This is a genomic window from Pelagerythrobacter sp. (assembly GCF_041912895.1).
In the GTDB taxonomy this organism is placed as follows: Bacteria; Pseudomonadota; Alphaproteobacteria; order Sphingomonadales; family Sphingomonadaceae; genus Pelagerythrobacter.
The window spans coordinates 159,313-177,476 of sequence record NZ_JAYSGI010000005.1; the positions used below are offsets into that span (position 1 = coordinate 159,313).

The following is an 18,164-nucleotide window of genomic DNA, read 5'->3' on the forward strand; positions in this document are numbered from 1 at the left end:
ACTGGCCCGAGTTCGACGACGGCATGGCCCCCGACTGCGAGATCGAGGGCGCGATCGCCGCGCCGATTTCGATGGAGGGCATCCGCGGCACGTTGACGCCCGATGCGCCGTTGGCCAAGCTCGTGTGGTTCAAGGCCGGCGGCGCGGCGGACTGGCTGTTCGAACCCGCCGATCTCGGCGACTTGCGCGAATTCCTCATCAAGCTGGGCGGCGACCTGCCGGTCATGGCGCTCGGCCTCGGCTCCAATCTGATCGTGCGCGACGGCGGCGTGCCCGGCGTGGTCGTGCGGCTGGGCAAGGCGTTCGCGAAAGTCGCCGATCTCGACGATCACGTGCTCGAATGCGGCGGCGGGGCGAGCGGTATCCTCGTGTCCTCGACCGCGCGCGACGCGGGGATCGCGGGGCTGGAATTCCTGCGCGGTATCCCCGGCACCGTCGGCGGCTTCGTGCGGATGAACGGCGGTGCCTACGGGCGCGAGGTCGCCGATGTGCTGATCGATTGCGACGTGATCCTGCCCGGCGGGCGACCCGTGCGGCTTCCGGCAAAGGACCTGCGCTACACTTACCGGCACTCGGCGCTGCCCGAAGGCGCGGTTGTCGTCTCGGCGCGCTTGCAGGGCACGCCCGGCGACCCGGCGGCGATCGGCGCGGAGATGGACCGGATCGCAACGGCGCGCGAGGAATCGCAGCCGCTGCGCACCAAGACGGGCGGGTCGACCTTCAAGAACCCCGATGGCGACAAGGCCTGGCGGCTGGTCGACGTCGCCGGTTGCCGCGGAATGACCCGCGGCGGCGCGCAAGTGAGCGAGAAGCACACCAATTTCCTCATCAACACCGGCGACGCCACCAGCGCCGACATCGAAGGGCTGGGCGAGGACGTGCGGCGCAAGGTCTATGCCGAAACCGGCGTGATGCTCGAATGGGAAATCCAGCGGGTGGGAAGGCCGTGACATTGCCCAAGCTCCACGTCGCCGTCCTGATGGGCGGCTGGGCGAACGAACGGCCTGTCTCGCTGATGTCGGGCGAGGGCGTCGCCAAGGCGCTCGAGGCGCGCGGGCACCGGGTGACGCGGATCGACATGGATCGGCAGGTCGCCGCGCGGATCGCCGAGGCCGCGCCCGACGTGGTGTTCAACGCGCTCCACGGCGTTCCGGGCGAAGACGGCACCGTGCAGGGCATGCTCGACCTGATGGGCGTGCCGTACACGCATTCCGGCCTCGCCACCTCGGTCATTGCGATCGACAAGGAACTGACCAAGCAGGCGCTCGTGCCGCACGGTGTGCCGATGCCCGGCGGGCGGATCGTGGAGAGCGAGAGCCTCTACGCGAAAGACCCGCTGCCGCGCCCCTATGTGCTCAAGCCGGTCAACGAGGGCAGCTCGGTCGGCGTCGCGATCGTCACCGCCGAGGGCAACTACGGCAATCCGATCGGGCGCGACACCAAGGGGCCGTGGCGCGAATTCGACCGCCTGCTCGCCGAGCCGTACATTCGCGGGCGCGAGCTGACCGTAGCGGTGATCGACGGCGCCGAAGGGCCGCGCGCGCTGACCGTCACCGAACTCGTGCCCAAGTCGGGCTTCTACGATTTCGACGCCAAGTACACCGACGGCATGACCGAGCACGTCTGCCCCGCCGCTGTGCCCGAAGATATCGCGCAGCTGTGCATGGACCTCGCCGTGCGCGCGCACCGCGTGCTCGGCTGCAAGGGCTGCAGCCGCACCGATTTCCGCTGGGACGACGAACACGGCGAGGACGGACTGTTCGTGCTGGAGACCAACACCCAGCCGGGCATGACTCCGCTCAGCCTCGTGCCCGAACAGGCGCGGCATTGCGGGATGAGCTACGAGGATCTGGTCGAGGCGATCGTGGCCGAGGCGCTGGCGCGGGGGGCGCAAGTGGCACAGGGGAGCAGCGGCGATGGCGACGGTTAACCGCAAGGCCAAAGGCGTGCGGCGCTCCGCCGCGGCGAACGGACGCGCGCAGACCGCGCGGCGCGCGCGCGCGAAGACCGGGTCGCTGCTCGATTCGGTGATGGCCGTGCTGCCGTTCACCGAGGAACAGCTGCACCGCGTGTTCCTCGCGGTGATCCTCGGCGCGGCGGTGGCGCTGGCGTGGTTCGTCGCCAGCCTCGCGGGCGTGCCGGCGATGGCGCAGCAGCAGGTCGCGCTGCTCGCTTCGGACGCGGGGTTCGAAGTACGCCGGGTGAAAGTGACCGGCGTCGAACGGATGAACGAGCTCAAGGTCTACGAGCGCGCGCTCGCCCAGCGCGATCTGCCGATGCCGCTGGTCGACCTCGACGCGCTGCGCGCCGAACTGCTCGAACTGTCGTGGGTCAAGGATGCGCGCGTCTCGCGCCAGCTTCCCGACAGCCTGGTGATCGATATCGTCGAGCGCACGCCGCACGCGGTGCTCAAGAAGCCGGGCCGGCTGGTGCTGATCGACCAGACCGGCGCGGAACTGGAGCCGATCTCCGCGGCGAACGCCAAGGGCATGCTGGTGATCGCCGGACCCGGCGCGAAGGCGCAGGTGGAGGAACTGTCCGACCTGCTCGCCGCCGCCCCCGCGATCGAGCCGCAGGTGGCCGAGGCCGAATGGATCGGCAACCGCCGCTGGAATCTCACGTTCGACACCGGGCAGGTGCTCGCGCTGCCGCAAGGCCCGGACAAGTCGGCCGGGGCGCTGGTTTCGTTCGCTCGGCTCGACGGGGTCAACCGGCTGCTGGGGGGCAAGGTGGCGACTTTCGACATGCGCGCGCCGGATCGCATTTACATGCGGGTGCCGGGCCGCGCGGCGCAGGCGCTGGAAGCAAAAGGGGGCGAATGATGGGGATGCCGCGCATCAACCGCGTGTTCGGGGCGGTCAACGTCGGCTCGTTTCGTATCTCGGCGATGATCATGGGCCTGTCGGAAACGGGCGAGATGATCGTGCTCGGATCGGGCCACCGGGCGAGCCAGGGGATCAAGCGCGGTTACGTCACCGACATGGCCGCCGCCACCTACGCCATCCGCGACGCGGTCGAACGGGCCGAGAAGAACGCCGGGACCAGCGTCTCGAGCGTGTGGATCGGCTGTTCGGGCGCGGGGCTCGGCAGCCAGGTCGCCAATATCGAGATCGACATCGGCGGACGCCGCATCGAGGAGGAGGATATCGAGCTGCTGCTGGTGGCGGCGCGCGATTCGATCCAGCCCGACGGGCGCATGGTGCTCCATGCCCAGCCCGCGCACTACACGCTCGACGGCGCGCACGGCGTCGCCAATCCGCGCGGTCTCCATGCCGAGCAGCTCGGGGTCGATATCCACGTCATGCTCGCCGATGGCGCTCCGGTTCGCAATCTGATCGAGGTGGTGCAGAACGCCCATCTGGAAGTCGAGGCGGTCGTCGCCGCGCCGATCGCGGCGGGCTACGCCTGCCTTACGCCCGAAGAGCGCGAGCTCGGCACCGCGCTGATCGAGATCGGTGGCGAGGTGACCAACGTCTCGCTCTATGCCGGCGGCATGCTGCTCGGCCTCAAGGCGATCCCGTTCGGCAGCACCGACATTACCGACGCGATCGCGTCCAGCTTCGGCATCCGCCGGTTCCAGGCCGAACGGCTCAAGTGCGTGTCGGGGTCGGCGATCGCCAGCCCGACCGACCACCGCGAGATGATCCCGGTCAACGGCCCGGGCGACGGCGAGGCGGGGCCCGCCGCGCGCGGTGCGGACGACAGCAACCGCATCCCGCGCGCCGAACTGGTCTCGGTCGTGACCGAGCAGCTCGCGCGGCTGACCGACGAGATCGGCAAGGCGCTGAAGGCGATGGGCTTTTCCGGTTCGCGCGGCAGCCAGGTCGTGCTCACCGGCGGCGGGGCGGAGCTGGCGGGCGTGGCCGAATTCGCGCAGGCCGCGCTCGGGCGCCCGGTGCGGATCGGCAAGCCGCCCGCGCTGCGCGGCTTGCCCGAGGCACACTCCGCCGCAGGCTTCGCGACGCTCGCCGGTCTGTGCCTCTATGCGGCGGACGATCCGATCGACATCCGCTCGGTCGGTCCGAGCTACCAGCCGACCATGCGCTATACCGGTCTCGGGCTGGTGAACCGCGTGGCCCGCGCCGTGCGCGAATATTTCTGACGTGGCCTCGCGGAAGTTAACCACTGTGGATAAGCGATTGCGCCCTATGCAACGGCGATTCGCTTTGTGCCAGACTATGTGGCCGGAAACCCACGCGCATACCATCCCTTGGAGCGACACCCCATGAGTATCAATATCGGTCCTGCTGCATCCGACGATCTGCGGCCCCGCATCGCGGTGATCGGCGTCGGCGGCGCCGGCGGCAATGCCATCGCCAACATGATGGCGGCCCAGATCGAAGGGGTCGAGTTCATCGTCGCCAACACCGACGCGCAGGCGCTGGCCAACTCCTCCGCCAGCACGCGCATCCAGCTCGGGCCGGACATCACCGGCGGGCTCGGCGCGGGTGCGCGGGCCGAAGTCGGCAAGGCGGCCGCCGAGGAAACGGTGAGCGAGATCGAGGACGCGCTCGAAGGCGCGAACATGTGCTTCATCGCCGCGGGCATGGGCGGCGGCACCGGCACCGGCGCGGCGCCGGTGATCGCGGAGGTCGCGCGGCGCAAGGGCGTGCTGACCGTGGGCGTGGTGACCAAGCCGTTCCTGTTCGAGGGCACGCGCCGCATGCGTGCGGCGGAATCGGGCATTGTCGAGCTGCAGAAGCACGTCGACACGCTGATCGTGATTCCGAACCAGAACCTGTTCCTGATCGCGAAGGCCGAAACCACCTTCAAGGAAGCGTTCCAGCTCGCCGACGAAGTGCTGCAGCAGGGCGTGCGTTCGATCACCGACCTGATGGTCATGCCTGGCCTCATCAACCTCGACTTCGCCGATATCGAATCGGTCATGCAGGAAGCCGGCAAGGCGATGATGGGCACCGGCGAGGGCGAGGGCGAGAACCGCGCGCTCGAGGCCGCCGAACGCGCGATCGCCAACCCGCTGCTCGAAGGCGTTTCGATGCAGGGCGCGAAGGGCGTGATCATCTCGATCATCGGCGGCGAGGATATGAAGCTGCTCGAAGTCGACGAGGCCGCGAACCACATTCGCGAGCTGGTGGACGAGGACGCGAACATCATCTGGGGTTCGGCGTTCAACGCCGATCTGGAGGGCAAGATTCGCGTCTCCGTCGTCGCGACCGGGATCGACGCGGTCATCGACGGCTCCGCTGCGAACAGCCGGCCGCTGCCGCTGTCGGGCGGGCGTGCGCCCAAGCGCCCCGTGCTCGAACTGCCGAGCGAGGACGAATACGACGACGAAGTTTCTGCCCCGGCTCCCGCGGCGCAACCGATCGGCGAGCTGGTGTCTTACGGAACGAGCTACGACGACGAAGGCGAGGAGGACGAAGATGTCGACGGCATCGTCGATCCCCTCGGCGACATGCGCAACGAGATGGACGACGCGCGCGATGCCGATACCGGCGAGAGCGAAGATCGGGTCGCGGAACCGGCCGACGATTCGGACCACGGCGTGGTCGGGTCGGACGGCGGCTACGGCGGGCGCGAAACCGCGTCGGACGAGGACGATACGCGCGATGCGCCGCTCGATCTGACGGCGGAAGCGCCGGCGGAACCGGCCAAGCAGGACGAACTGCTGCTCGACGCGGATCGGCTCGCCGAGGAGAATCAGCCGGTCCAGTCGCGTCTCGGCATGGGCCGTCGCCGCGGGCTCGTTTCGGGCAACGAAGGCGGCTCGGGCAGCGGCTCCGGCGGAGGCTCGACGCTGTTCGAGCGCATGGCGAACCTCTCGCGCGGCTCCGACAAGGGGGCCAAGCATCCTCCTTCCGCCGAAGACCGGGACGAGGATGGTGAAGACGATGGCGGTGCGCTCAACATCCCGCGCTTCCTCGGGCGTCAGAACAACCAGTAGATCGCGTGTCGTCGCCGTTCGGCCAAGGTTCAGCCGTTCCCTGCAATGCGCGCCCCATGAAGGCGACGCAGGGGCGGCCCGGGCCGACCGCCATCGCTATGCGACGAAAATCCGGCCCTATGCTGATCGTAGCCGGCGCGCTTGCCGCGCTCGCCGGCGCCGCTCCGCTTGCTGCGCAGAGCGGCGACGCGGTGTCGCGCGCAGTGGTTCAGCCTCTCCCGCCACCGGGGATCGAGGATCTCAACGAAGCGCTGCGGCGGCTGGCGCGCAATGCCGCCGACTTCGACGCGCTGATCGATGCTGGCAACGCCTCGCTCGAACTCAACGATGTCGACGCCGCGATCGGCTTCTTCGGTCGCGCGCAGGAGCTTTCGCCGAACAGTCCGCTGGTCAAGCTGGGCCTCGCCGGAGCCTACGTCCGGTCGGAGCGGCCGATCGACGCCTTGCGGCTGTTCGAGGAAGCCGAACGCGGCGGCGTTTCGACCGCCGGTTTCGCGAGCGAGCGCGGGCTGGCCTATGACCTGGTGGGCGACAACGCCGCGGCGCAGGCGCAATATCAGCAGGCGCTCGCCGCCGAGCAGGACGAGGAAACCGCTCGCCGCCTCGCGCTGAGCCAGGCGATCGCGGGCGACCGCGAGGCGTTCGAGAAGACGCTCTATCCGCAACTCGAAGGCGAGAATTTCGCCGGTTTCCGCGCGCGTGCCTTCGGCCTCGCCATCCTCGGCGACGTGGACGAGGCGGTGGCGATCGCCGAAGCGGTGATGCCGGCCGATCTTTCCGCGCGTATCTCGCCCTATCTGCGGTATATGGGGCGGCTGACGAAGGCGCAGCAGGCGGCCGCCGTCAACCTCGGTGTGTTCCCGCGCGCAGCCCAGATCGGCCGCGACGATCCGCGGATCGCGCAGTATTCGAGCGGTTCGCCCGCTGCGAGTTCCCCCGGGGCGCAGCTCGCCCCCGCCGGGGCGGCGATGAATGCCAGCGCACCTGCCGTTACCGATGCCACCCGCGGCTCAGGTTCGATGGATAGCAGGGCTCCCGCGCCAGAACCCACACCGTCGGTGGCGGCGCCACAGGCCGCGCCGCCTACGGTGTCGCAGCCGGTGGTCCAGCAAATTCCCGAGCCCGTCTCGACCCCGGCGGGTTCGCAACCTGCGGCGGCCACGGCATCGGTCGCCTCGACCATGCCTTCGGGTGAGCTTCCGCCCGCGGCGGGTGCGATCGAACAGTCCACACGGGTCGTGCTGGGCGGCGATGACGCGCCGGCGCCCGGCTTCGATCTTGGATCGGCCGCGAATAGCTCGGTCGGTGCGGCTGCGGCGGCAACCCCGCCTCAGCAGTCCGCACCGAGAAACCTGGCGGATGCCTTCGCCGGTTTCACGCTCGCGCCGTCGACATCGCCGGCGGCGGCGAGCGGCGCGGTCGATATCACCACGATCGAAATCCCCCGCGAGGTCGAGCGCAAGCCACCGCCCGAGCCCGCGCCGCCCGCGCACCCCAGCCGTATCTGGGTCCAGGTCGCGACCGGCAAGGATCTCGAAGCCTTCAAGTGGGACTGGCGCCGAATCAGCCGCAAGGCCCCCGAAATCCTCGGCGATTTCAAGCCGATGACGACCCCTTGGGTCGAGGCGAACCGCCTGCTCGCCGGGCCGTTCAAGAGCCGCAAGGACGCCGCAGATGCGGTCGCGGCCCTGCGCGAGGCCGAAGTCGATAGCTTCGTCTTCACCAGCGACGCGGGGCAGGAAATCCTTCCGCTCGATTGATCCCGCGGAGACCGCGAATTGCTTGGCTAACGACTCTTTTACACAACCTTTGAACAGGCTTGTCGGTTTCTCCCCAGCAGCATCGCGGCGCGCGATTGCCACGGCCCCACGTCAGGCTGCATCGACCGCATCGTAAGAACTCAAGCGGGACGTAAACAATGGCATCGGGCGGCAACGGCATTCTGCAAAGCGAAGACGCGCCCCCCGTGGACATGCTCACGGCGCTGTTCGAAGCGCGCGGGTGGCCCTGCAAGCCCTTGTCGGAAGAAGAGATTCTGGGCGAGATCCAAGGCAGCTGGGCGAAATATCAGCTACGCGGCATCTGGCGGCGGGAAGACCGGGTGCTGCAATTGCTCGCGCTGCCGGATATCCGCGTCGCGCGCGACAAGATCGCCGACGCCTACGAGTTGCTGGCGCTGGTCAACGAGCAGATGTGGCTCGGGCATTTCGACATCTGGTCGCAGGGCAACGTGCTGGTCTATCGCCACGGGGTCATGCTCGGCGACGACGGGCTGCTGAGCCTCGACCAGGCGCAGGCGCTGGTCGAAACCGCGCTCGACGAATGCGATCGCTTCTATCCCGCGTTTCAGTTCGTGTTGTGGAGCGACAAGAAGCCGCGCGACGCGCTGGCGAGCGCGCTGGTCGACGCGGCGGGCGAGGCCTGACGGAACGCCGCCCGCACGGTTGGCGCGCGCCGCCTCGCAAAGACGGCTTTCCCTTGAAAAATCGCCGCTGACAGGCGATATTGCATCCGAGCCGGCGGCTATTCCGCTGCCGGATACGGAGAGTGCAACACCATGGCTGATTGGAACGAACCCCGCCGGTCTCAGACGGGATTCGGCGCCTCACCCGCCTATCAGGGCGGAATCGCGACGGGCGAGACCTTCGACGCGGGCCTGCGGCAGCACATGCTGTCGATCTACAACTACATGACCTCGGGCGTGCTGCTGACCGGCATCGTCGCGGCGCTGACGGCCAGTTCCGGCCTCGCCGCGCAAATGATGGGCAGCCCGCTGATGTGGCTGGTGATCCTGTCGCCGCTGGCGATCGTGTTCGCCATGAGCTTCGGCGCGAACAAGTTCAGCAAGACGACGCTTCAGGCGATGTTCTGGGGCTTCGCGACGCTGATGGGTCTGTCGCTGTCGACGATCTTCCTCGTCTACACCGGCGGCTCGATTGCGGCGACGTTCTTCGCCACCGCCGCCGCCTTCGCAGGGTTGAGCCTGTTCGGCTACACCACGAAGAAGGATCTCAGCGGCTGGGGCAGCTTCCTGATTATGGGCGTTGTGGGCCTGCTGGTGGCGATGGTCATCAACATCTTCCTGCAATCGCCTGCGCTGATGTATGCGATCAGCTTCATCGGCGTGCTGATCTTCGCGGGCCTCACCGCCTACGATACGCAGCGGCTCAAGCAGCAGTACGACTACGTGCGCGGCACGGAGTTCGCGGGCAAGGCGGTCGTGCTCGGCGCGCTGACGCTCTATCTGGACTTCATCAACATGTTCCAGTTCCTGCTCAGCTTCATGGGCAGCCGCGAATAGTCGCACATACGACTCGCTTCATCGTGCCCGGGGCGCCCAGTGCGCCTCGGGCATTTTCTTTGTCCTCTCCAGCGGTTAGTGTCCGCGCTTCAGGCTGGCGCAAGCTTTGATGGGGAATCATGGCGCGCGGGCAAACGGAGGGTGAAGCGAAATGTTCGGACTGACCAAAGGTCGGATTCAGTTGCTGGCGATAGCCGGCGGCCTCACGATGCTGGCCGGGTGCGCCACGCCGCCGCCGCCTCCGCCGCCTCCGCCGCCTCCGCCCCCGCCGGTCAAGGTGATCCCGCCGCGCCCGACTCCGCCCGATGGCGCGACGGCGCAGATGTTCATTCCGCCCAAGGGGCCTGACGGCATCCGGCGCACAGTGAATTACGGCATTTCCGACGCACAGAAGGTCTGGAACGTACGTTCGGCGATGAACGTCGCGGCGCTGAACTGCATGAAGCTGGAGCACGCCAGCATCCTGCCGGCGTACAAGTCGTTCCTCGAGCGGACCGACAAAAGGCTGGACGAAACCGGCCGGACGCTGACCAAGGAATTCCGCGAAACCTACGGGTCGGACGGGCAGTCGGAATACGACAGCTACATGACCAAGGTGTACAACTATTTCGCCTTGCCGCCCGCGCTGGAGGACTTCTGCGATACCGCGCAGCAGGTCGCGCAGGAATCGCTGGTCGTCCAGTCGTCCGATCTCGACGCTTTCGCCATCCGGGTGCTGCCGGTGCTCGAGGCGGTGTTCGACGATTTCTTCAGCTCGTACGAACTGTATCGCGTATCGCTCTCTTCGTGGGATGCCGAATACGGGCCACCCGAAACGCGCGCGGCAATGCTCGCTTCCAGCGACGTGATGACGGGTATTCCCGCGACGATGTCGGCGGGTAGCCTTCCGGCGGCCGATGGCGAAGCCGGGATCATCCCCACGTTCGATCCCGCGCCCAGTGTCGCCGCCGGTTCGCAAGCCGGTATGCTGTCGGTGACGTTGCCGACGACGGAAGAGCCCGGGCTGGCGGTGTCGCAGCCGGTAGTTCAGGGCGAGGCCGTGTCGCAGCCCGTAATCCAGGGGCAGACGCAAATGGTCTCGCAGCCCGTGGTCCAGGGGCAGGCTACCGCACAGCCCGGCTTCGGCACGTCGGTCGCTTCGACGGGAGATGCGCCGGACGATGACGAAAGGGAGGATACCCCGGTAGCCCCCGCGATCGTCCTCACGGTGCCGGACGAGGCGATCGACCCGGAGAATGGTGGGCGCTGACCGCACCCGAACGTTCCGGGCGATTTAGCCCTTTGCACCGCGCTGCGCATTCGCTAAGGCGCGCGCTCGCGGGGCGGCAGGGCCGCTTCGCGATGAAACCTGGAACGGGGCCGTAGCTCAGTTGGGAGAGCGCGTCGTTCGCAATGACGAGGTCAGCGGTTCGATCCCGCTCGGCTCCACCAGGTAAATTTTCGAAGAAAATTTTCCTGGTTTTTTCGGGTTTTCGCCTCAAGCGCCGGCGGGGCCATCCGGCCCCTTGGCTATCCTCGCTCACACGCCCTACGGGCGCGTCGCTGCGGGCGCGCATTCGCGCTTGCGGTCGGCTGGTCGCCGACCGGACCCTTCCAAGCCATAGCTGTCAGGCGAAATTCCGGTCCGCGTCGAGCGGACCGCAAGGCCGAACGGCCGCCCGCAGGCGCCCCGTAGCGTAGCGGAGGGAACAGCGCCGAGGACGCACGCCCGGATGGGCGGGCGGAAACAAGAAACCCGAGCGCTAGCGCGAACTAGCAAAACTCACTACGGGCCGAACAATGCACTTCCTCGATCAAGCCAAGATATATCTCCGCTCGGGCGCGGGAGGCCCCGGGGCGGTCAGCTTCCGGCGCGAGAAGTATGTCGAATACGGCGGGCCCGACGGCGGCAACGGCGGCAAGGGCGGGGACATCGTGTTCGTGGCCGTGCAGGGCCTCAATACGCTGATCGATTTCCGGTACTCGCAGCATTTCAAGGCGGCGCGCGGCACGCATGGGATGGGCCGCGACCGCACGGGTGCGGGCGCCGACGATCTCGTCGTCGAGGTGCCGGTCGGCACGCAGATACTCTCCGAGGACAAGGAAGAAGTGCTCGCGGACTTCACCGAGGTCGGCCAGCGTATCGTGCTTCTCGAAGGCGGCATGGGCGGACGCGGCAACGCGAGTTACAAGACCAGCACCAACCGCGCCCCGCGCCAGCATCAGCCCGGCATTCCGGGCGAGGAAATGTGGGTCTGGCTGCGGCTGAAGCTGCTCGCCGACGTCGGCCTGCTCGGCCTGCCCAACGCGGGCAAGAGCACCTTCATCAACCAGGTCACCAACGCGCAGGCCAAGGTCGGCGCCTATGCCTTCACCACGCTGATCCCGAAGCTGGGTGTGGTGCGCCACAAGGGCCGCGAATTCGTGCTCGCCGACATTCCCGGCCTGATCGAAGGCGCGGCGGACGGTGCAGGCATCGGCGACCGCTTCCTCGGCCATATCGAACGCTGCCGCGTGCTCGTCCACCTGATCGACATCGCGGGCGACGACCCGGCGGAGGCGATGCGCGTGGTGCAGGGCGAACTCGCCGCCTATGGCGAAGGGCTGGCGGACAAGCCGCAGGTCATCGCGCTGAACAAGGTCGATCTGGCCGATCCGGAGCTCGTCGCCGGTTTCGCCGAGGAATTGCGCGCGGCAGGAGCGGCCGAGGTGTTCGGCGTGTCGGGCGCGACGGGCGAGGGCGTGGAGCCGCTGCTCGACACCGTGCTCGGCTACCTGCCCAACCGCACCGCTACCGAAACCAAGGGCAGCGAGGTGGAGGACGAGGCCGAGGATGCGGCCGACTGGTCCCCGCTGGATTGACCCCGAACCGCTTTCGTTCAACCGCCGCAAATTCGCGCCGAGCAACCCCTCTCGCGGGGATGACGGGGGCCGAGGGCTGGGCTAAGCGCGCGCCATGACGATCGCCGCTCTCCACGACCTGACCGATGCCGCCGCCTGCCCGCGGATCGTGCTCAAGATCGGCTCGTCGTTGCTGGTCGATGGCGCGGGCAAGGCGCGGCGCGACTGGCTCGACACGATCGCCGCCGAGATCGCCGCGCTGCGCCGCGCAGGGCAGCAGGTGGTCGTAGTGAGTTCCGGTGCGATCGCGCTGGGTGCCGCGCAGATGGGGCTGGCGAAGGGCGGGCGCGGCAGCCTGGCCGATGCGCAGGCCGCTGCCTCGGTCGGGCAGATCGCGCTCGCCTCGCTGTGGTCGGACAAGCTGGCGGCGCAAGGGCTCACGGCGGCGCAACTGCTGCTGACGCTCGACGATCTGGAGGATCGCCGTCGCTATCTCAACGCCGCTTCCACCCTCGCGCGCCTGCTCGAAAGCGGCGCGGTGCCGGTGGTGAACGAAAACGACAGCGTCGCGACCGAAGAAATCCGCTTCGGCGACAACGACCGGCTCGCCGCGCGCGTGGCGCAGGCGGCGCGGGCCGATGCCGTGCTGCTGCTGTCGGATGTGGACGGGCTCTACGACCGCAATCCGCGCGAGACGGGCGCCGCGCTGGTGCCGCTGGTGCGCGGAATCGACGATACCGTGCGCGCGATGGCGGACGGTGGCTCCGCATCGGGTCTGGGCTCGGGCGGCATGACTTCGAAATTGCAGGCGGCGGAGATCGCCGAGCGCGCGGGTATCGCGCTGGCCATCGTCAACGGAACGCACCCCGCGCCGATCGCGCACGCGCTGGACGGCGGCATCGGCACGCTGTTCCTGCCGCGCCGCCGCGACCGCGCACGCAAGGCGTGGCTCGGCGGGCGGCTGCGGCTGCGCGGCGTGCTGACGGTCGATGCGGGCTGCGCCGCGGCGCTGGCCGAGGGCGGCAGCCTGCTGGCAGCGGGCGTTACCGGGGTCGAGGGCGAGTTCGCGCGCGGCGACGCGGTGGCGGTTCACGATGGCACAGGGCGCGCCATCGCCCACGGCCTCGCTGAATATGCCGCGGCCGAGTGCGCGGCGCTCCAGGGGCGGCGCAGCGCCGAGCATGCGGACATTCTCGGCTACGCCCCGCGCGCGGCGGTGATCCACCGCGATCACATGGTGCTGCTGTGACGCTCGCGATCACGGGCGGAACGGGCTTTGTCGGGCAGGCCGTGCTCGATGCCGTCGCGCGGCACGGGCTTTTGGCGCGTGCGCTCGCACGTAACGTGCCCAAGGATCGGCGCGCGCGTGTCGAGTGGGTCGCGGGCAGCCTGTCCAACCGCGCTGCGCTGGTGAAGCTGGTCGAAGGCGCGGAGGCGTTGGTGCATATCGCCGGACTGACCAGCGCGCGCGACACGGCGGCGTTCGAGGGGCCCAACGTCGCGGGCACGATGGCGCTGGTCGAGGTCGCGCGCGAGATGGGGGTGAAGCGCTTCGTCTTCGTCTCGTCGCTTGCTGCGCGGCGGCCCGACCTGTCGGCCTACGGCGCGTCGAAGGCGCGGGCGGAAAAGATCGTCGCGGCGAGCGGACTGGACTGGACCATCGTGCGCCCGCCGGCGGTTTACGGCCCGCGCGACAAGGACATGTTGGAACTGTTCCGCGCCGCGCGCATCGGCGTGGTGCCGATGCCGCCGCCGGGGCGCGCCTCGATGATCCACGTCGCCGATCTCGCCGAGCTGCTGCTCGCGCTGGTGCCGGGCGGGGAGGGCACGATCGGCGCGACGTTCGAACCCGACGATGGCCAGCCCGGCGGCTGGGCGCACCGCGAGCTGGCGCTGGCGATCGGCGCGGCGGTGGGCAAGCGCCCGTGGGTGCCGCATGTCCCGCGCGCGGTACTCGGCATGATCGCACGCATCGACGGCGCGGTGCGGGGCGACAAGGCCAAGCTGACGCTCGACCGCGCCGGTTACATGAGCCACCCGGACTGGGTTTCGGACCCGGCGAAGGCCGTGCCCACCGGCCTGTGGCGACCCCGCGTCGCCACTCGCGCCGGGCTGGAGAACACGGCGCGCTGGTATCGCGAACAAGGGTGGTTCTGAGCCGTTCCTAGAACGCCGGATCGTAACCGGGAGGCAGCTCGCCGTCGTCGGTGAGCGGGGTATGGATGCCGCACTCGGTCTTGTCCCAGCCCTTCCACCGGCCCGAGCGCGGGTCTTCGCCGGGGGCGACCTTTTGCGTGCACGGGCTGCACCCGATCGAGGGATAGCCCTGCGCAACCAGCGGATGCGGCGGCAGGTCGTGCTCGGCGATGTAGGCGGCGAGGTCGTCCGCGCTCCAGTCGATCAGCGGATTGATCTTGAGCCGCCCCTGCGCATCGGAGGTATCCACTTCGAAGCGCGGCAGGTTGGCGCGGGTGGCGGACTGGAACGCCTTGCGCCCCGTAAGTGTCGCGTCGAACCCAGCGAGCGCCGTGGCGAGCGGCAGGACCTTGCGGATCTCGCAGCATCCATCGGGATCGTAGGACCAGCGCAGCCCGCTCTCGTCGCGCTTGGCCAGCAGCTCCGGGTCGGGCCGCAGGTTGACCAGCCCGGTCAGTCCGAGCCGCGCAACCAGATCGTCGCGATACTGCAGCGTCTCGGGAAAGTGCTTGCCGGTTTCGAGGAACAGCACCGGCAGCGCCGGATCGACCTGGGAGACGAGGTGCAGCAGCACCGCGCTTTCCGCGCCGAAGCTGGAAACGGTTGCCAGTTCGCCCACCAGCCCGTCGCCGATCACTGCGCGCAGCATCTCCATCGTGTCCGCACCGCGGAACATGCGATTGAGCCGGATCGCGTCGGCATCGGTGAAGCGCGGGCCGGTATCGATCCGGTCGCGCAGGCGGATGGGATCTGCCTCAGCCATCGGTGGCCCCGTGGCGCAGCGCCCAGATCGACGTGCGGCTATCGGCGGCGGGCTGGTAGACCTCGGGCCAGGTTTGCAGCGCCGCCTCGGCATCGGCGGAATCGAACGCCTTGTCGGGCTGAAACGAATCGAAACCACAGCGGCGCATGGCGTTGAGTTGGTCGACCAGCACGTCACCCACGGCGCGCAACTCGCCGTCGTACCCGGCTTCGCGCAGGATGCGCGCCGCCGAATAGCCGCGCCCGTCGGTGAAGGCGGGAAAGTTCACTTCGACCAGCCGGATATGATCGAGATGCGGGATCAGCGCGCGGGCATCGTCGCCCGGCTCGACCCGCACCGCGGCGGCGTTCGACTGATCGAGAAAGGAATCGACGGTGACGGCGGGGTGATCGACCGGCTCGTCGTCGCGAAAGCGCAGCGGCTCAGCCATAGAGCGCCTCCTTGAACGGTTCTATGCCGATCCGGCGATAGGTGTCGAGGAAGCGTTCGCCGTCCTCGCGCTCGCGCAGATAGACGTCGGCGGCGGTTTCGACCGCGTCGACGATCCCTGCTTCGCTGAAGCCGGGGCCGGTGATCTTGCCGAGGGAAGTGTCGCCCGCCTCGCTGCCGCCGAGCAGGAGCTGGTAGTTCTCGACCCCCTTCTTGTCGACGCCGAGGATGCCGATGTGGCCTGCGTGATGATGCCCGCAGGCGTTGATGCAGCCGGAAATCTTGAGCTTCAGTTCGCCCAGCGCGTCTTCCTTGCCATTGGCAGCGAACCGCTCCGAAATCTGCTGCGCCACCGGGATCGAGCGCGCGTTGGCGAGGCTGCAATAATCGAGACCGGGGCAGGCGATGATATCGCCGATGCGGTCGAGATTGGCGGTGCCGAGCCCGGCCTCGTACAGTGCGGTCCACAGCGCATGGAGATCGGCCTTGCGCACGTGCGGCAGGACGATGTTCTGCGTGTGCATCACGCGCATCTCGTCGAAGCTGTACTTCTCGGCGAGGTCGGCCATCAGCCGCATCTGGCCCGAGCTGGCGTCGCCCGGAATCCCGCCGACCGGCTTGAGGCTGATGACGGCGGAAACGTAGCCCGGCGTCTTGTGCGCCACGCAGTTGCGGTCGACCCACAGCGCGAAATCGGGGTCGGAGCGGTCGATATCTTCCGGCAACCCGCTCTCGAACGCAGGATCGGCGAAGTAAGCCTTGATCCGCTCGAGTTCGGCCAGCGGCGGTTCGATGCCCTGTTCGAGCAGGTGGGCGAATTCCTCCTCCACCTGCCGCGTATATTCCTCCGCGCCGAGTTCGTGGACGAGGATCTTGATCCGCGCCTTGTACTTGTTGTCGCGCCGGCCGTGGCGGTTGTAGACGCGCAGGCACGCTTCCGAATACGTCACCAGCTGGTCGAGCGGCACGAATTCGCGGATGCACGGCGCGATCATCGGGGTGCGGCCCATGCCCCCGCCGACGTAGAACGCCGCGCCGATTTCGCCCGCGTCGTTCTTCACGATGCGGATGCCGATATCGTGCAGCTTCATCGCCGCGCGGTCGGTCTCGCTCGCGATCACCGCGATTTTGAACTTGCGCGGCAGGGCGAGGAATTCGGGGTGGAAGCTCGACCACTGGCGCAGCAGTTCGGCGTAGGGGCGCGGGTCGATCAGCTCGTCCGCCGCGGCGCCCGCGAAATGGTCGGAGCTGATGTTGCGGATGCAGTTCCCGCTGGTCTGGATCGCGTGCATCTCGACCTCGGCGAGATCGGCGAGGATATCGCCCGCATCCTCCAGCTTGATCCAGTTGTACTGGATGTTCTGCCGCGTGGTGAAGTGGCCGTACCCGCGATCGTACTTGTCGGCGATATCGGCCAGCGCGCACATCTGGCGGCCGTTCAGCGTGCCGTAGGGCACCGCGACGCGCAGCATGTAGGCGTGGAGCTGGAGGTAGAGCCCGTTCATCAGCCGCAGCGGCTTGAACTGGTCCTCGCTCAGCTTGCCTTCCACCCGGCGGCGCACCTGATCGCGGAATTCCGCGACCCGCGCGTCCACCATCGCCTGATCGTATTGGTCGTACTTGTACATCAGATCACCCAGTTTCCGGCGCTCGGATCGGCCGGCTTCAGCGTGAGGTCGGGGCGCACGGTGGGGCCAAGCGCGCGGATGCGGTCCTTGATATGCGCGGGGCGCACGCCGTCGCCGTCGCGTTCCGCCTCGATCACGTAAGGCACGTTGACGCGGCGCGCGGCTTCCTCGCGCGTGGCGACGCCATCGGCCTGTTCGCCAGCGTCGACCGCGTCCTCGACGTGGATCGACCAGTCGGTGCCGGTCCACCACACCACCGCGCCGGTCTTCAGGTCGTTGCCGGTGACGATCTTCATGCCGCCGCCTCCGCCGCGAGCGTGGCGACCTGCACATCGGTGCGCGCGGTCGTCTCGCCGATCACGATCAGCGCGGGGCTGCGGACCTGCTCGCGCTCGACGAGATCGGGCAGGGCGGCGAGCGGACCGCGCAGCACGCGCATGTCGGCGCGGCAGGCGTTCTCGATCACCGCCAGCGGCATGTCGGGCGCGAGGCCATCCGCCATCAACTTCTCGGCGATCTGCGGCGCGGTCTTCACACCCATGTAGATCACCAGCGTGCGGCCCGTGCCGGCAAGGCCGGCCCAGTCCTGCTCGGAGAGGCCCTTGCATTGTCCGGCGACGAAGCTGACCACGCTGGCGGCGTCGCGATGAGTCAGCGCGATCTGCGCCGCCGCCGCCGCGCCGTTGGCGGCGCTGACGCCGGGGACGATCTCGACCGGAACGCCGGCGGCGCGGCACGCCTCGGCCTCTTCCCCGCCGCGCCCGAAGATCAGCGGATCGCCGCCCTTCAGGCGCACCACGTCGCGGCCCTTGCGCGCCTCGCGCACCAGCAGCGCACAGATATCTTCCTGCGGCAGCGTGTGGTGCGCGCGGCGCTTGGCGACCGAGACGAACTCGGCATCGCGCGGCGCGAGCGCGAGCACCGCGGGGTCGACAAGCCCGTCATGCACCACGATTCCAGCGCGCTCGATCAGCCGCGCGGCGCGCAGGGTCAGCAGGTCCGGGTCGCCCGGACCGGCGCCGACGAGATATACGGTTCCGGCATTTTCCATGGCAGCCGAGATGCGCTCGGGCGGGCGCCTCCACCAGCGAGAATGGCTGTCAGTCGCGCTAGGATCGGTTT

General features: G+C 68.5%; 17 protein-coding genes and 1 tRNA gene. 13 read left to right on the forward strand and 5 right to left on the reverse strand.

What is annotated here, in order from left to right; all coding sequences use genetic code 11:
- The first annotated feature begins 23 nt into the window (after positions 1–23).
- The 13 genes from murB (at position 24) to ACE3QC_RS13855 (ending at position 14,183) form a co-directional block, all read left to right on the forward strand.
- A complete protein-coding gene (gene murB, locus ACE3QC_RS13795) occupies positions 24–950 on the forward strand; it encodes a UDP-N-acetylmuramate dehydrogenase (RefSeq protein ID WP_374409306.1) in 927 nt (308 codons plus the stop codon).
- Complete coding sequence (locus tag ACE3QC_RS13800; protein ID WP_374409200.1) at positions 947–1,930, forward strand: D-alanine--D-alanine ligase; 984 nt, start codon at positions 947–949, stop codon at positions 1,928–1,930. Before murB ends, ACE3QC_RS13800 begins: the two co-directional genes overlap by 4 nt.
- Entirely contained in the window at positions 1,917–2,822 is a 906-nt protein-coding gene (locus ACE3QC_RS13805; RefSeq protein WP_374409201.1) for a cell division protein FtsQ/DivIB, read from the forward strand. Before ACE3QC_RS13800 ends, ACE3QC_RS13805 begins: the two co-directional genes overlap by 14 nt.
- Positions 2,822–4,102 carry a cell division protein FtsA gene (ftsA, locus tag ACE3QC_RS13810; RefSeq protein ID WP_374409308.1) on the forward strand — a complete coding sequence of 427 codons (1,281 nt, stop codon included), beginning with the start codon at positions 2,822–2,824 and terminating at the stop codon, positions 4,100–4,102. The genes ACE3QC_RS13805 and ftsA overlap by 1 nt, the downstream gene beginning before the upstream one ends.
- Before the next feature lie 123 nt (positions 4,103–4,225).
- Entirely contained in the window at positions 4,226–5,905 is a 1,680-nt protein-coding gene (gene ftsZ, locus ACE3QC_RS13815; RefSeq protein ID WP_374409202.1) for a cell division protein FtsZ, read from the forward strand.
- A gap of 119 nt (positions 5,906–6,024) precedes the next feature.
- A complete protein-coding gene (locus ACE3QC_RS13820; protein WP_374409203.1) occupies positions 6,025–7,665 on the forward strand; it encodes an SPOR domain-containing protein in 1,641 nt (546 codons plus the stop codon).
- Between the two features lie 212 nt (positions 7,666–7,877).
- Positions 7,878–8,330, forward strand: a complete 453-nt coding sequence (locus ACE3QC_RS13825) for a YbjN domain-containing protein (RefSeq protein ID WP_374409310.1) — start codon at positions 7,878–7,880, stop codon at positions 8,328–8,330.
- A gap of 132 nt (positions 8,331–8,462) precedes the next feature.
- Positions 8,463–9,206, forward strand: coding sequence for a Bax inhibitor-1/YccA family protein (locus tag ACE3QC_RS13830; RefSeq protein ID WP_374409204.1), 744 nt, complete (start codon positions 8,463–8,465; stop codon positions 9,204–9,206).
- 181 nt (positions 9,207–9,387) lie between these two features.
- Positions 9,388–10,455 carry a hypothetical protein gene (locus ACE3QC_RS13835; protein WP_374409205.1) on the forward strand — a complete coding sequence of 356 codons (1,068 nt, stop codon included), beginning with the start codon at positions 9,388–9,390 and terminating at the stop codon, positions 10,453–10,455.
- Between the two features lie 106 nt (positions 10,456–10,561).
- Positions 10,562–10,637, forward strand: a tRNA-Ala gene (locus ACE3QC_RS13840).
- A 348-nt stretch (positions 10,638–10,985) separates the two neighbouring features.
- A complete protein-coding gene (gene obgE / locus ACE3QC_RS13845; protein ID WP_374409206.1) occupies positions 10,986–12,047 on the forward strand; it encodes a GTPase ObgE in 1,062 nt (353 codons plus the stop codon).
- 94 nt (positions 12,048–12,141) lie between these two features.
- A complete protein-coding gene (gene proB / locus ACE3QC_RS13850; RefSeq protein ID WP_374409207.1) occupies positions 12,142–13,275 on the forward strand; it encodes a glutamate 5-kinase in 1,134 nt (377 codons plus the stop codon).
- Positions 13,272–14,183, forward strand: a complete 912-nt coding sequence (locus tag ACE3QC_RS13855) for an NAD-dependent epimerase/dehydratase family protein (protein WP_374409208.1) — start codon at positions 13,272–13,274, stop codon at positions 14,181–14,183. The genes proB and ACE3QC_RS13855 overlap by 4 nt, the downstream gene beginning before the upstream one ends.
- 7 nt (positions 14,184–14,190) lie before the next feature.
- Here the strand turns inward: ACE3QC_RS13855 and ACE3QC_RS13860 are convergent, their stop codons facing one another.
- From ACE3QC_RS13860 to cobA, 5 genes are read right to left on the reverse strand one after another with little or no spacing between them, the layout of a single operon-like run.
- The gene (locus ACE3QC_RS13860) at positions 14,191–14,985 is read right to left on the reverse strand and encodes a phosphoadenylyl-sulfate reductase (RefSeq protein WP_374409209.1); all 795 of its coding nucleotides are present in this window, start codon (positions 14,983–14,985) and stop codon (positions 14,191–14,193) included.
- Entirely contained in the window at positions 14,978–15,415 is a 438-nt protein-coding gene (locus tag ACE3QC_RS13865; protein ID WP_374409211.1) for a DUF934 domain-containing protein, read from the reverse strand. Before ACE3QC_RS13865 ends, ACE3QC_RS13860 begins: the two co-directional genes overlap by 8 nt.
- On the reverse strand, positions 15,408–17,042 hold the full coding sequence (locus ACE3QC_RS13870; RefSeq protein WP_374409213.1) for a nitrite/sulfite reductase: 1,635 nt from the start codon (positions 17,040–17,042) through the stop codon (positions 15,408–15,410). Before ACE3QC_RS13870 ends, ACE3QC_RS13865 begins: the two co-directional genes overlap by 8 nt.
- Positions 17,042–17,338 carry a DUF2849 domain-containing protein gene (locus ACE3QC_RS13875; protein ID WP_374409215.1) on the reverse strand — a complete coding sequence of 99 codons (297 nt, stop codon included), beginning with the start codon at positions 17,336–17,338 and terminating at the stop codon, positions 17,042–17,044. The genes ACE3QC_RS13870 and ACE3QC_RS13875 overlap by 1 nt, the downstream gene beginning before the upstream one ends.
- Positions 17,335–18,093, reverse strand: coding sequence for a uroporphyrinogen-III C-methyltransferase (gene cobA / locus ACE3QC_RS13880; RefSeq protein WP_374409217.1), 759 nt, complete (start codon positions 18,091–18,093; stop codon positions 17,335–17,337). The genes ACE3QC_RS13875 and cobA overlap by 4 nt, the downstream gene beginning before the upstream one ends.
- Positions 18,094–18,164: the final 71 nt, after the last annotated feature.